Origin of the sequence: Cronobacter muytjensii ATCC 51329 (assembly GCF_001277195.1) — a bacterium.
In the GTDB taxonomy this organism is placed as follows: Bacteria; Pseudomonadota; Gammaproteobacteria; order Enterobacterales; family Enterobacteriaceae; genus Cronobacter; species Cronobacter muytjensii.
Genome location: NZ_CP012268.1, coordinates 2,891,948 through 2,904,279, shown reverse-complemented (window position 1 = coordinate 2,904,279; position 12,332 = coordinate 2,891,948). Strand labels below are relative to the sequence as shown.

General features: G+C 60.1%; 14 protein-coding genes and 1 other RNA gene. 8 read left to right on the top strand and 7 right to left on the bottom strand.

What is annotated here, in order from left to right:
- Window positions 1-45: 45 nt before the first annotated feature.
- Entirely contained in the window at window positions 46-384 is a 339-nt protein-coding gene (gene glnK, locus AFK63_RS13450) for a P-II family nitrogen regulator (RefSeq protein WP_007673733.1), read from the top strand.
- A 31-nt stretch (window positions 385-415) separates the two neighbouring features.
- Window positions 416-1,702 (top strand): ammonium transporter AmtB, encoded by a 1,287-nt coding sequence (gene amtB, locus AFK63_RS13445; protein WP_038864312.1) that lies wholly within the window; start codon window positions 416-418, stop codon window positions 1,700-1,702.
- A gap of 206 nt (window positions 1,703-1,908) precedes the next feature.
- On the opposite strand, the gene tesB is transcribed toward amtB, so the two are convergent.
- A complete protein-coding gene (gene tesB / locus AFK63_RS13440; RefSeq protein ID WP_038864311.1) occupies window positions 1,909-2,769 on the bottom strand; it encodes an acyl-CoA thioesterase II in 861 nt (286 codons plus the stop codon).
- 223 nt (window positions 2,770-2,992) lie between these two features.
- Here tesB and AFK63_RS13435 point away from each other — a divergent pair, with 223 nt between their 5' ends.
- Window positions 2,993-3,565, top strand: a complete 573-nt coding sequence (locus AFK63_RS13435; RefSeq protein WP_038864310.1) for a YbaY family lipoprotein — start codon at window positions 2,993-2,995, stop codon at window positions 3,563-3,565.
- A 31-nt stretch (window positions 3,566-3,596) separates the two neighbouring features.
- Here the strand turns inward: AFK63_RS13435 and AFK63_RS13430 are convergent, their stop codons facing one another.
- The gene (locus tag AFK63_RS13430; RefSeq protein WP_038864308.1) at window positions 3,597-3,908 is read right to left on the bottom strand and encodes an MGMT family protein; all 312 of its coding nucleotides are present in this window, start codon (window positions 3,906-3,908) and stop codon (window positions 3,597-3,599) included.
- 313 nt (window positions 3,909-4,221) lie between these two features.
- Here AFK63_RS13430 and ffs point away from each other — a divergent pair.
- The 3 genes from ffs (at window position 4,222) to AFK63_RS13420 (ending at window position 5,096) form a co-directional block, all read left to right on the top strand.
- Window positions 4,222-4,318, top strand: an RNA gene (ffs, locus tag AFK63_RS20635) — signal recognition particle sRNA small type.
- Window positions 4,319-4,626: 308 nt separating this feature from the next.
- On the top strand, window positions 4,627-4,878 hold the full coding sequence (locus AFK63_RS13425; protein ID WP_007755637.1) for a hypothetical protein: 252 nt from the start codon (window positions 4,627-4,629) through the stop codon (window positions 4,876-4,878).
- Window positions 4,875-5,096, top strand: coding sequence for a hypothetical protein (locus AFK63_RS13420; protein WP_038864305.1), 222 nt, complete (start codon window positions 4,875-4,877; stop codon window positions 5,094-5,096). The genes AFK63_RS13425 and AFK63_RS13420 overlap by 4 nt, the downstream gene beginning before the upstream one ends.
- Window positions 5,097-5,351: 255 nt before the next feature.
- Here AFK63_RS13420 and yczR read toward each other — a convergent pair whose 3' ends face one another.
- On the bottom strand, window positions 5,352-6,776 hold the full coding sequence (gene yczR / locus AFK63_RS13415; protein ID WP_038864304.1) for a MocR-like transcription factor YczR: 1,425 nt from the start codon (window positions 6,774-6,776) through the stop codon (window positions 5,352-5,354).
- Between the two features lie 86 nt (window positions 6,777-6,862).
- Between yczR and yczE the strand changes: the two genes are divergently transcribed.
- Both yczE and AFK63_RS13405 read left to right on the top strand, forming a co-directional pair.
- Window positions 6,863-7,480 (top strand): membrane protein YczE, encoded by a 618-nt coding sequence (gene yczE / locus AFK63_RS13410; protein ID WP_038864303.1) that lies wholly within the window; start codon window positions 6,863-6,865, stop codon window positions 7,478-7,480.
- 56 nt (window positions 7,481-7,536) lie between these two features.
- A complete protein-coding gene (locus AFK63_RS13405; protein ID WP_038864302.1) occupies window positions 7,537-8,364 on the top strand; it encodes a GNAT family N-acetyltransferase in 828 nt (275 codons plus the stop codon).
- Here AFK63_RS13405 and AFK63_RS13400 read toward each other — a convergent pair.
- From AFK63_RS13400 to AFK63_RS13385, 4 genes are all read right to left on the bottom strand, one after another.
- Window positions 8,357-9,913 carry an EAL domain-containing protein gene (locus AFK63_RS13400; RefSeq protein ID WP_038864301.1) on the bottom strand — a complete coding sequence of 519 codons (1,557 nt, stop codon included), beginning with the start codon at window positions 9,911-9,913 and terminating at the stop codon, window positions 8,357-8,359. The genes AFK63_RS13405 and AFK63_RS13400 overlap by 8 nt on opposite strands.
- 161 nt (window positions 9,914-10,074) lie before the next feature.
- Window positions 10,075-10,734, bottom strand: coding sequence for a methionine ABC transporter permease (locus AFK63_RS13395; RefSeq protein WP_167341524.1), 660 nt, complete (start codon window positions 10,732-10,734; stop codon window positions 10,075-10,077).
- Complete coding sequence (locus AFK63_RS13390) at window positions 10,731-11,522, bottom strand: methionine ABC transporter ATP-binding protein (protein WP_081642086.1); 792 nt, start codon at window positions 11,520-11,522, stop codon at window positions 10,731-10,733. Before AFK63_RS13390 ends, AFK63_RS13395 begins: the two co-directional genes overlap by 4 nt.
- The gene (locus AFK63_RS13385; protein ID WP_038864298.1) at window positions 11,519-12,322 is read right to left on the bottom strand and encodes a MetQ/NlpA family ABC transporter substrate-binding protein; all 804 of its coding nucleotides are present in this window, start codon (window positions 12,320-12,322) and stop codon (window positions 11,519-11,521) included. The genes AFK63_RS13390 and AFK63_RS13385 overlap by 4 nt, the downstream gene beginning before the upstream one ends.
- Window positions 12,323-12,332: the final 10 nt, after the last annotated feature.

Sequence of the window (12,332 nt, the reverse complement as noted above, 5' to 3'; positions counted from 1 at the left end):
TTCAACATCGCTGCCGCATTACCCAATTCTGACTGGAGGGGATCTATGAAGCTGGTTACCGTGGTAATCAAACCGTTCAAACTGGAAGACGTGCGTGAAGCACTTTCCACCATTGGCATTCAGGGCCTTACCGTCACTGAGGTGAAAGGGTTCGGGCGTCAGAAGGGCCATGCCGAGCTTTACCGCGGCGCCGAGTACAGCGTGAATTTTCTGCCCAAAGTAAAAATCGACGTGGCGATCGCCGACGATCAGCTTGATGAAGTGATCGACGTGGTCAGCAAAGCCGCGTGGACCGGTAAAATTGGCGACGGCAAAATTTTCGTCGCCGAACTGCAACGCGTGATTCGTATTCGTACCGGCGAAGCCGACGAAGCGGCACTCTGATTTCTGGCCAACCGTAACAGGAATGGAAAAGATGAAACACACAGCCCTCAAATCTGGTTTCGGCCTGCTTGCTCTGCTGCCCGGCTTCGCGCTGGCGGCGCCTGCGGTGGCGGATAAAGCCGATAACGCCTTTATGATGATAAGCACCGCGCTGGTGCTGTTTATGACAATCCCCGGCCTTGCGCTCTTTTACGGCGGTCTGATCCGCGCGAAAAATGTGTTGTCGATGCTGACGCAGATCTCCGTCGCTTTTGCGCTGGTGTGCGTGCTCTGGGTGGTATACGGCTATTCGCTGGCGTTTGGCGCTGGCGGCAGCTTTTTCGGCAATGTCGACTGGATCATGCTGAAAGGCATCAAAATTACGGATCTGATGGGCAGCTTCTATCAGTACATCCACGTCGCCTTCCAGGGGTCGTTTGCGTGCATTACCGTGGGGCTTATCGTCGGCGCGCTGGCGGAACGTATTCGCTTCTCGGCGGTGGTGATTTTCGTGGTGGTGTGGCTGACGTTCTCTTACGTGCCGATTGCGCACATGGTGTGGGGCGGCGGTCTGCTGGCCTCTCATGGCGCGCTGGATTTCGCGGGCGGTACCGTGGTGCATATTAACGCGGCGGTGGCGGGCCTGGTGGGCGCGTATCTGGTTGGCAAACGTGTCGGTTTCGGCAAAGAGGCATTCAAACCGCATAACCTGCCGATGGTCTTTACCGGCACCGCAATCCTCTATTTCGGCTGGTTCGGCTTTAACGCCGGCTCCGCCAGCGCCGCGAACGAAATCGCCGGTCTGGCCTTTGTGAATACCGTTGTTGCGACGGCGGCGGCCATCCTTGCCTGGGTGTTTGGCGAATGGGCGCTGCGCGGCAAGCCTTCTCTGCTGGGCGCATGCTCCGGCGCTATCGCCGGGCTGGTCGGCGTGACGCCTGCATGTGGTTATATCGGCGTCGGCGGTTCGCTGATTGTCGGTATCGCGGCGGGCCTTGCGGGTCTGTGGGGCGTGACCATGCTGAAGCGCTGGCTGCGCGTTGATGACCCGTGCGATGTGTTCGGCGTACATGGCGTCTGCGGCATCGTAGGTTGTATCCTCACCGGTATCTTCGCCTCCACGTCGCTCGGTGGCGTCGGTTACGCCGAGGGTGTGACGATGGGCCATCAGGTGCTGGTGCAGCTTGAAAGTATCGCCATTACCGTGGTGTGGTCTGGCGTGGTGGCGTTTATCGCCTACAAAGTGGCGGACATGACCGTTGGGCTGCGCGTCTCTGAAGAGCAGGAGCGCGAAGGTCTGGACGTGAACAGCCACGGCGAGAACGCGTACAACGCCTGATCGTTGTGATTGCGAGCATAAAAAAACCTCCCGCGCGCGGGAGGTTTTGTTTTTTATGGGGGAGGCCGGAAATGGCAAGCTTTGGAAAGGGTGACGTCTGGCAAGGGTGGGGCGCTTCGCTTACCCACCGAGCCCCATCTTCAAACGGTTATTCGCTGGGCGGCTAAGCGCAGCGCACCCGCTGTTCGGCAAACGGCGCGCCAACCTTACCCGCGCTTTCTCATCACGCCTTCCTGCACGGTCGAGGCGACAAGGACGCCGTCCTGGGTATAAAACTCGCCGCGTACAAACCCACGGGCGCTGGAGGCGGACGTGCTCTCCACGCTGTAAAGCAGCCACTCGTTCATATCAACCGGGCGGTGGAACCACATGGAATGGTCGATGGTCGCCACCTGCATCCCCGGCTCCAGGAAACCGACGCCGTGCGGCTGTAACGCCACCGGCAGGAAATTGAAATCCGAGGCGTAACCGAGCAGCGACTGGTGCACCCGGATATCGTCCGGCATCTGGCCGTTGGCGCGCAGCCACACCTGACGCTCCGGCTTCGCCACATGGCCTTTAAGCGGGTTATGAAACTCTACCGGGCGAATTTCCAGCGGTTTGTCGCACAGAAACTTTTCTTTCGCCTGCGGCGGCAGGAGGTGCGCCAGCGAGCGGGCGATATCGGTTTCCGATTTCAGGCCGTCAGGCGAGGGCGCAGGCGGCATGGTTTTCTGATGCTCGAAGCCGCTTTCGGGTGCCTGGAACGAGGCGGTCATATAGAAAATCGGCTTGCCGTGCTGGATAGCCGCCACCCGCCGGGCGCTGAAGCTGTTGCCGTCGCGCAACACTTCCACGTCATACACAATAGGCTTCTGGCTGTCGCCGGGGCGCAGAAAATAGCTATGAAAAGAGTGCACCAGCCGCTCTTCCGGCACAGTCGCTTTGGCGGCGTAAAGCGCCTGGCCGACGACCTGACCGCCGAACACCTGCCGTAACCCGAGATCTTCGCTTTGGCCGCGAAAGAGCCCTTCTTCTATTTTTTCCAGATTTAATAACGCCAGTAAGTTGCTCAGCGCCTGACTCATAAAGGGTCCTCTGATACCGAGAAATGCACAGCCGTGCGAATGATATATGCCGATTATAACGCAGAAAGACAACTGGTCAGAGGGGTTCAATAATCTTAATAGCGGCCCGTTTCCAGGCGAAAATTAGTGATATGTGCCACACTTAGCACGACAAGCATGTTGTGAGAGCTCACGCTGGTGAGTGCAAGGCGCTTACTGGTGCATCGAAAATAAGGAGAACGCTATGAAACTCGTGCACATGTTAAGTGGTTTAGCCGTTGCCGTTGCGCTGGCTGGTTGCGCGCAGGATAAAAGTGCCGATATCGCCGTTCCCGCGCCGAACCCGAATACTTCTGGCGTCGCGACGAAGCCGGTGATTAAGCAGCCGAACGTGTCCGGGACAGTCTGGATCCGCCAGAAAGTGGCGCTGCCGCCGGATGCGGTGCTGACCGTGACCCTGTCGGACGCGACCCAGGCGAACGCGCCGTCTAAAGTCATTTCGCAGAAAGTGGTGCGTACAGAAGGCAAACAGGCCCCGTTCAGCTTCGTACTGCCGTTTAATCCATCCGATATTCAGCCGAATGCCCGCATTCTGCTGAGTGCCGCGATTACGGTTGACGATAAGCTGGTGTTCATCACCGACCGCGTACAGCCGGCGGTGAACGATGGCGGCAAGAAAATCGACCTGACCCTGGTGCCGGTGCAGCAGACCGCCGTGCCGGTACAGGCTGGCGGCGGCGCGGTCACAACCGTACCGTCTACCTCGCCGACGCAGGTCACGCCGTCCGCCGCCGTTCCGGCGCCGACGACGTACTAAGCCTGCCACAGCGCCTCTTCGGAGGCGCTTTTCAGTAGCGCCACCCGTAGCGCGCCAGATCGATCTCTCCTTTTCCCGACACCTGTACGCCTTCTGCAAGCAATGCCTGACGCTGACGCTGTAAATCCGGCCCGGTCAGCGAAATTTCTCCCCGACGATTCACCACGCGATGCCACGGCAAAAGGCTGCCCTCCGGCAGGCGCTTTAACACGCCGCCTACCTGACGCGCCGCCCGCGGCGAACCCGCCAGCCGCGCCACCTCGCCATAGGTTGTGACGCACCCTTCCGGAATGGCGGCGACAATCTGGTAAACGCGTTGCGGGAAGGTGTCGTGGTTATGCATGAGGGGCTCCTGTCAGTCAGGTTGTAAGCATATGAACGCACGCTCAGAAGGGCAACTATGAGTGAAAACGTCGCGCGGTCAATATCATTTTGATGAATGGAAATCGCGTAATCCTCTTACGGGCAGCGTGCCGCATACTCAGTGTTCCCCGCGCGAGCGGGGATAAACCGCCCAGCCAGCCGACGCCCTGTTTCACGCTCCTTTGACCATGATTGCGCAATAAACCGGCATCCGGCGCGCGTTGGGTTGCAATCGCCAGGGGCAACAGACATAATGCGGCCTGCGCGTTTAACGACGCTCTCAATGGGGGCCCTGTTGGTTCTCCCGCAACGCTACTCTGTTTACCAGGTCAGGTCCGGAAGGAAGCAGCCAAGGCAGATGACGTGTGTGCCGGGATGTAGCTGGCAGGGCCCCCACCCATTTCAGGCGCTCTCGCCGCCACCTCCACAACATGCTGCTTCTTCTCTTATCCAGAGTATCTGTCTCTACTTTTTCTTATCCGCGAAACGCAATATCCATTTCCGCCACGTAGCGTTATATATTTTGTTTTTTATTTGCAAATTCATTTAACTGTCATTTATTTGTCATCTTATTGTCATAATAGCTTGTCGAATATCTCATTTTTGAAACGTCTTTTTATAAGAAAGAGCTTAGTGCTGGATCTTAATAATCAATTAAGGTATTAAATAGCTCTCATCTGTAAAGAAAGGAATTTTCTATGACTGCTGCGGTGCTTAACGTAAAAATAAATACGGACCTCAAAGAAAAGCTTCGTCAGTATGCTGAGCAGAACAGTGAGACGCTCAGCGCCGCCACAGAAAAGCTGCTGCTTAAAGCGCTGGTGCTTGCTGATGAAGACGACGCGGTGAGCGGCGAAGAGATCGACAGCCAGCATACCGAAGAAGATATCTCCCCACTTTCTGTAAAAGAAATCAAAGCGCTACGTAAACTTCTGAAGAAGAAAAAATGAAAAACGCCCCTCTGTCTACCACGGCTTCAACCTATCGGGAAGCCTGCGAGCTGTTGCGTTCAGGCTATGTAAAACACGTCCGTCTGGGCTGGGATGTCGGCAGCGATGAGTTTTTTCGCATTGCGTCTGACTGGTGCGATGCTGGCGCCAAAATAAAAAAAGAGGGCAATGAGTTTATCATTTCCCTGAAAGGCTTCCCGGTTCCCCGTCAGCATTAATTCCCGCTTGTTGAATGCGTCATTAATATATCATCTCCGTGACACGGCGCTGTTACAAAGCGCCGTCATTATCTTCCGCATAATAAAATGATACGCCTCACCATCTCATAACATGTGCAGTCACGGATGACGGTATTTTATGGCGAGCCGGAAGGGTCGCCATCTGTTTTTTCTGGCCGGGGTGATGTTATCGCTGTCATCCGGCGCTATCGCTTCAGACTGACCTCATTCACGCTGCGCGGCATCTGTCAGGCCCTACACCAGGCCGCGGGCGGTCGTCGCGCGCGTCTCCATTAACTGCTGCCAGAGCGGCTGCAACCGGCTGAACGCCTCTTCCAGCCGTTCGGTCTCCAGCGTAAACGGCATACGCAGATAACGCTCGAACGCGCCATCCACGCCGAACCGGTTACCTGCGCCAAGATGAATGCCAAGCCCTTCGGCGCTGGCGGCAAAACGCGTCGCCAGCGGGCGCGGTAACTCAACCCAGAACGATAATCCTCCTTGCGGCAGCGGGCTGCGCCACTGCGGAAAATAGCGTTGCATGGCGTCGAGACAGGCGTCGCGGCGCGCTTTTAACGCCGCACGGCGCGGCGGCAAAAAGCGCGATGACTCCTCAATAAGCGTGGCGACGGCGAGTTGCTCCAGTAACGGCGAGCCGAGATCGAGCGTGTCGCGCATCTGTACCAGCGAGGCGATAGTGCGCGCGCTGGCGCGTATCCAGCCGAGCCGCAGTCCGCCCCAGAAGCTTTTACCCGCCGACCCGAGCGTAATGACGTCATCCTGCCCGCTGAATGCGGCAAGCGGCGACGGCGGGGCGTTTTCATACCAGAGGTCGACCATGGTTTCATCCACTACCAGCGTCGTACGGCAGGCCGCCGCCGCCGCCGCCACGCGCTCGCGGGTCGCCGCGTCCATGCAACTGCCGGTTGGGTTGTGATAATCCGGAATAAGATACGCGAGGCGCGGCGACGTCTGGGCGAATGTGGCCGCCAGCCCGTCCGCGTCCCATCCTTGTGCGGTCAGCGATACCGGCACCGGGCGGCACGACGCGCCGCGAATAGCGGCGATGGCAAGCGGGTAAGTGGGGTTATCGACCACTACCCGGTCACCGGGGCCGGTCAGCAGCCGCAGGATGAGCGCGAAACCGCTCACCGCGCCGTTGACCAGCATCACCTGATCGGCGCTGGTAGGCAGGCCACGCGCGTTGTAGCGGGCGGCGATAATTTCGCGCAGGCGCAGCAGCCCGTGCGGATCGTAACCGGTATGGCCAAGGTAGTCCGGCAGCTGCGCGACGGCGCGCTGGCAGGCTTCCAGCACTTCCGGGCCTGCGCTCAGCGCGGCGGTGGAGAGATCGAGCGCGCCGCCGCTGCCGGTTAGCGTCGGCACTGAAGCGCTGCCAGCCGGCAGAGCGATGGCGGAGCCCGCGCCGTGGCGGCTTATTAAAAAGCCTTCATCGCGCAGCAGCCCCAGCGCGCTGGCGACCGTGGTGCGGCTGACGCCAAGCGCGCCCGCCAGTTCACGCTCGCCCGGCAGCCGGCTGGCGAGGGGCAGGCGCCCGTCAAGAATGACCAGCCGCAGGGCCTGCGCCAGCTGACGATAAACCGGCAGGCGGGCGTGCTCCTGCTGCCAGCGACCAAGCAGGCGCAGCAGCGAGGCCGCGCCGGTGCGACGCGTATTCATAAGCAGTCCACTTTGTTGTAACTGGACCTTAATCTTAGGCCGGCTGGCTTTAAAGTAGTAGCCAATTTACTGGCGAGGAAAAAAGTATGTGGCGTCGTTTACTTCAGCTGTATGTCGGGCTTGCGTTGTATGGCGTGTCTACCGCGATGTTCGTGCGGGCCGATCTCGGCACCGATCCGTGGAACGTGTTTCATCTGGGCGTCGCGCGGTTGCTGTCGCTGAATATCGGCCTGGTGATTATCGGCGTCGGGGCGCTGGTGCTGCTGCTGTGGGTGCCGCTGCGCCAGAAGCCCGGGCTTGGCACTATCAGTAATGTCATCATGATTGGGCTTGCGGCGGACGCGGCGCTGGCCGTGTTGCCCGCAGCCTCCTCGCTGGCGGTGCGCAGCGGGCTGCTGGCGGCGGCTGTCGTGGTGAATGCGCTCGCGACTGGCATGTATATCGGCGCGGGCTTCGGCGCGGGGCCGCGCGATGGTCTGATGACCGGCATCAATGCCCGCACCGGCTGGTCGGTGCGCAGCGTGCGAACCGCGATTGAAGTGTCGGTATTGCTGGCGGGCTGGGCGATGGGCGGCTCGCTCGGCATCGGCACGGTGGTTTACGCGCTGACAATCGGGCCGCTTATCCAGCTCTGCCTGCCGTGGTTTCAGGCAAAGCGCGTAAAGCGCGCCGCGCCAGGCGCCGCGGCGATTGAGAAAGGTTGAGTCGCCTTTTTCCGGCGCTGCGTTATGCTGAGAGTTTCCGCTGGCGAGGAACTGCGATGTCGAATAAGGAATCACTGCGTGCGCTGCCCGCAATCCACTGGAGCAGCGAGGCGCTGGCCGCCATGCTGTGCCGCTGCTTTGATGGTTATCTGGTGCCGTTCCAGCTGGATGGCGCCACCTTCGCTCAACGTTTCGGCGCGGAGAATGTCTGCCTGAACGCGAGCCGCATCTGGCTTGAGGGCGATAACATCGTCGCGCTGGCATTGATTGCACGGCGCGGCTGGCGCAGCCGCCTGGCCGCGTTCGCCATTCACCCGGCGTGGCGCGGCAAAGGCGTTGGTAAGATGCTGATGATGCAGTTGCTTGATGAAGCGCACGAGCGCGGCGAGAAAAGCATGACGCTTGAGGTGATCGTCGGCAACGACGCGGGGCAGGGGTTATATGAGCGGGTAGGGTTTGCCTGCGAAAGAACGCTGGTCGGCTTTCAGGCCCACAGCCCGGCGACGTTTGTCGATACGCAGGCGCTGATGCCGTGCGATCCGCATGAGGTGGCGCGCCGTATCGCGGCGCAGGCGGACGACCTGCCGTGGCTGGTGTCGCCCGAAACCGCCCAGGCGCTGCCGGGAACAGGGTTTTCACTTGATGACCGGGCGTTCGCGATTGTCGCGACCTGCTATGCCCAGCCGCAGCTGCGCGCGCTGTGGGTGGCGCCTGCGGCGCGGCATGAAGGGCGTGCTCGGCGGCTGTTATCGCTGCTGCATGAGCGCTTTCCGGGGCTGATGACGCCGGTGGCGGTGGAGCAACGCCTCGCGCCGCTTTTTGAGCAGAGCGGCTTTCGGATCCAGCCGGTGCGCCAGTACGAGATGCGACACTCGCTTACCTGACGCCGTGCGCTTTACACCAGGCGATAAATGCCTCGGCGGGCAGCGCTTTACTGTAAAGCCAGCCCTGGGCGTACTGCACGCCGTGTTCGCGCAACCACTGCGCCTGGCTTTCGTTTTCCACGCCTTCGGCCACCATCTCCAGCTTCAGCGTTTTCGCCATTTCGATGATGTGCGGCGTGACCGTTTTGTACTCCAGCGCGTCGACAAACGATTTATCGATTTTCAGGATATCGACGTTCAGATCTTCGAGATAACTCAGGCTGGAGTAACCGGTCCCGAAATCATCGATGTAAATCTCATGACCCGCCGCGCGTAGCCGCTCAATCACAGGGCCGCTTAAGCTCGGGTCGGCAAAGCCGCGCTCGGTAATTTCCAGCGCCAGCTGGCACGGTGGGATACCATGCTGCGCCAGCGCCTCGCTGAACATATCAACGAACTGCGGCTCATGCAGATCGAAGGCGGAAATGTTAATTGAGATGTGCTGTTGCGGGTGCGCGCGCAGCCAGTCGCCGAGATCGTGCAGAACGTTGTAGACAATCTGGCGCGTCAGCGGGCCGATAAGCCCGGTCTGTTCGGCGAGCGGAATGAAAATATCCGGCGTCAGCATACTGCCGTCCGGCTGGGGCCAGCGGATCAGCGCCTCGGCGCCAATGGGCTTGCCGTCCGCCAGGCGAATAATCGGCTGGTAGTGCATCACCAGTTCATTGTTGTTAATGCCGTCCTGCAGGCGATAGCGCGGGGACTGTAAACGCCGTAACAGGCGCAGCAGGTAAAACGCCGCCGCCAAGCTGATTAAAATCCCGGCCGGCAGCCAGATGAGCTGGAGCTTGCGGATCTCCGCCGTCTGCGGCGCCCGCGACGCCCAGGCCACCACGGCAATCCCGGAGCGCGGCTTCATGCGTATCAGGTAAATATTGCCGCGGTACTCGATTTTTTCGGCGCCGCTTTCACGCGCTTTACGCCAGACGGAGATGTCAAACGGGCTGCTGCTGGCGAGGATCCGGTTGCGCTGTAACCCGATAATCGTCGTGTTGATGGGCCAGGCGCTGAACGGGATGAGATCGATAAACGAGTAGGGGTCGATCAGAACCATATGTGGCATCCGACCGATCATGATCATGGGCGTCGGCATGCCGAGATCGTTTTGCGCGCTAAACCAGATGGGGTAACTGGATTCGCTGACCCATGTCGGCGTCGGCAGCGGTTTTGAGATACTGCGGCCCACCAGCGATGAACAGAGCGGCGTCATATCCTGCAGGTAAACCACTTCCTGAACGTGGCGGAACACGAACGACGTGCGGCGCATCGCTTGCAGATGCGTCTCGCTGCATGCCTCGCCGTCGAAGCGATTGATTTGCGTCAGCGCCGCTTTCGCCTGTTGCATAATGGTGTCGGTGCGGATCAGCGTGCGTTCCGTGTAGGCGTCGAGCTCCATCATAAAGTGCTCTTCGGCCTGGTGGCGGGCGAGCCAGAAACTGAAAGCGACGGGCAGCAGAACGCTGAGCAACAGCACGGCTGTTACTACCCTTATCAGTTTTGCAATGGTCACGATGGTTGCCTGCCCGTAATGAAGAAAAGAGTGCGGAGTACCTTTAGCGTAGTGGGGGATAATGGCTTTTGCGACGGCATGTCGCATTGATTTCGCTTAGGGTTTAGGCAAAAAATAAGAAAGCAGCGCAGCCGCGCGGGCCGCGCCGCAGAACATACATCTTAGCGGCGGTGCGCGAGGCGGCGCACCAGCCGATCGCCGAGCGTTTGCACGCCCTGCACCAGCGCCACCAGAATCACCACCGTGGCGGCCATCACTTCATTATTGAAGCGCTGATAGCCGTAGCGGATCGCGAGGTCGCCAAGCCCGCCGCCGCCAATCACGCCCGCCATTGAGGAAAAGCCTATCAGCATCACCACTGTAAGCGTGACGCCTGCCAGCAGCGCAGGCAGCGCCTCCGGCAGCAGCGCTTTGCTGATCACATGCCAGGCGTTGCCGCCCATCGCGATGATCGCTTCGGCGCGTCCTTTGTCCACCTCATCAAGCGCGTTTTCCACCACGCGCGCGAAAAAGGGAAACGCCCCGATAGTAATGGGCACTACGGCGGCGGTACTGCCGAGCGTGGTGCCGATAATCAGGCGCGTCAGCGGGATCAGCGCAATCAGCAGCACGATAAACGGCAGCGATCGCCCGATGTTAATGACCCCGCCCAGCAGACGGTTAAGCCGGGGCTGAGGGAGCACGCCGTCGCGCCGGGTGATAAACAGCATCACGCCGACCGGCAGGCCGATAAGCACCGTAAAGAGCGCCGCCAGCCCAACCATATAGAGCGTCTCCAGAGTTCCCTGCGCCAGTAGCGGCCAGAGATCGTCAAAACTCATGCGACTTCGCACAGTATTCTGCCCTCCACGCCGTGACGACGTAAAAATGCCTGCCAGGCGGCGTTATCTCGCACCAGCGTCTGGCGCAGCACCGACCACGGCGCGGTTAACAGATCCGCGAGCCTGCCGCTCTCCACCAGCCGTCCGTTCTCCAGCAGCGCGGCGTGATCGCAGATGGCTTTCACCACCTCCAGCTCATGCGTGATAAGCACGATGGTCAGCCCCAGCTGGCGATTGATGTCGGCAAGCAGCGCCAGGATGGAGCCAGTAGTTTCCGGATCCAGCGCGCTGGTGGCCTCGTCGCACAGCAACACCTGCGGATGCGCGGCCAGCGCCCTGGCGATGCCGACGCGCTGCTTCTGTCCGCCGGACAGGCGCGAGGGAAACGCGTTCGCTTTATCCGCAAGCCCCACGAGCTCCAGCAATTCCCCGACCCGCTGACGGCGCACAGTACGCGGCATACCGGTTATCTCCAGCGGCACCGCCACGTTGTCCGCCACCGTGCGCGCATGCAGCAGGTTAAAGTGCTGAAACACCATTGCGGTGCGCTGGCGATGCTCGCGCAACGCGCGGTCGTCAAGGCGCGTGATCTCCGCGCCGTTCATCAGGATGCGACCCGCCGTGGGCCGCTCCAGCAGATTAAGACAGCGCAACAGCGTGCTTTTGCCCGCGCCGCTGCGCCCGAGTATCCCGTAAACCGCGCCCTGGGGAATGGCGAGCGAGACGTCGTCCAGCGCCGGGCGGCCCTCTCCGGCGTAAGTTTTGCTCAGCCCTTCCAGCGTTATCATGACTGCGGGGCCGCGACCGGGATCACCGAGCCGTTATAGTGCTGGCGGATAAATTCCGCGACCTGCGGCGACTGCAAATCCTTCGCCAGCGCTTTGATGCGCGGGTCGTTCACCAGCGTCGGGTTAGTCACCAGCAGGTTGGCATACGGGTTATGGTCGGCGCTCTCAAGGCCCAGCGCATCTTTCGCGGGCGTCAGCCCGGCTTCCAGCGCGTAGTTGCCGTTGATCACTGCCAGATCCACATCATCCAGCGAGCGCGGGATCTGCGGAGATTCGATTTCGAGGATCTTCAGGTTTTTCGGGTTCTCCCTGATATCGTTCGGCGTGGCGAGGCTGCTTGCCGGATCGTTAAAGCCTGCTTTAAGCGTAATCAGTCCCTGCTTTTGCAGTAAAAACAGCGCGCGGCTGAGGTTGGTTACGTTATTCGGCACCGCTACCGTGGCGCCTTCCGGCACGGTTTTGAAATCCTTATATTTATGCGAATAGATGCCGAGGGGTTCGACATGCACCGTCGCGGCGACCGCGAACGTTTTGCCGAGCGCTTTTTCCTGATCCTTCAGGTACGGCAGATGCTGAAAATAGTTGGCGTCAACGTCGCCGTTCGCCAGCAACTCGTTGGCGTTCACGCCGCTGGAGAGCTCCACCACGTTCAGATCGAGTTTGGGGTCGAGCGTTTTAATGTAGTTAAGGATTTCAGCGTGCGGCACCGGATCGGCGGCGATACGCAGCGGTTCGGCAGCCTGTAAGCCGGTTGCTACCAGCAGCGTCAGCCCTGCCAGCGTCAATGTGGCCTTATTCATGGTCTTTTCC

What these genes read in the sequence shown, in the direction of transcription:
- glnK (WP_007673733.1), top strand. Translation starts at nt 46, where the DNA reads ATGAAGCTGGTTACCGTGGTAATCAAACCGTTCAAACTGGAAGACGTG.
- amtB (WP_038864312.1), top strand. Translation starts at nt 416, where the DNA reads ATGAAACACACAGCCCTCAAATCTGGTTTCGGCCTGCTTGCTCTGCTG.
- tesB (WP_038864311.1), bottom strand. Translation starts at nt 2,769, where the DNA reads ATGAGTCAGGCGCTGAGCAACTTACTGGCGTTATTAAATCTGGAAAAA.
- AFK63_RS13435 (WP_038864310.1), top strand. Translation starts at nt 2,993, where the DNA reads ATGAAACTCGTGCACATGTTAAGTGGTTTAGCCGTTGCCGTTGCGCTG.
- AFK63_RS13430 (WP_038864308.1), bottom strand. Translation starts at nt 3,908, where the DNA reads ATGCATAACCACGACACCTTCCCGCAACGCGTTTACCAGATTGTCGCC.
- AFK63_RS13425 (WP_007755637.1), top strand. Translation starts at nt 4,627, where the DNA reads ATGACTGCTGCGGTGCTTAACGTAAAAATAAATACGGACCTCAAAGAA.
- AFK63_RS13420 (WP_038864305.1), top strand. Translation starts at nt 4,875, where the DNA reads ATGAAAAACGCCCCTCTGTCTACCACGGCTTCAACCTATCGGGAAGCC.
- yczR (WP_038864304.1), bottom strand. Translation starts at nt 6,776, where the DNA reads ATGAATACGCGTCGCACCGGCGCGGCCTCGCTGCTGCGCCTGCTTGGT.
- yczE (WP_038864303.1), top strand. Translation starts at nt 6,863, where the DNA reads ATGTGGCGTCGTTTACTTCAGCTGTATGTCGGGCTTGCGTTGTATGGC.
- AFK63_RS13405 (WP_038864302.1), top strand. Translation starts at nt 7,537, where the DNA reads ATGTCGAATAAGGAATCACTGCGTGCGCTGCCCGCAATCCACTGGAGC.
- AFK63_RS13395 (WP_167341524.1), bottom strand. Translation starts at nt 10,734, where the DNA reads ATGAGTTTTGACGATCTCTGGCCGCTACTGGCGCAGGGAACTCTGGAG.
- AFK63_RS13390 (WP_081642086.1), bottom strand. Translation starts at nt 11,522, where the DNA reads ATGATAACGCTGGAAGGGCTGAGCAAAACTTACGCCGGAGAGGGCCGC.
- AFK63_RS13385 (WP_038864298.1), bottom strand. Translation starts at nt 12,322, where the DNA reads ATGAATAAGGCCACATTGACGCTGGCAGGGCTGACGCTGCTGGTAGCA.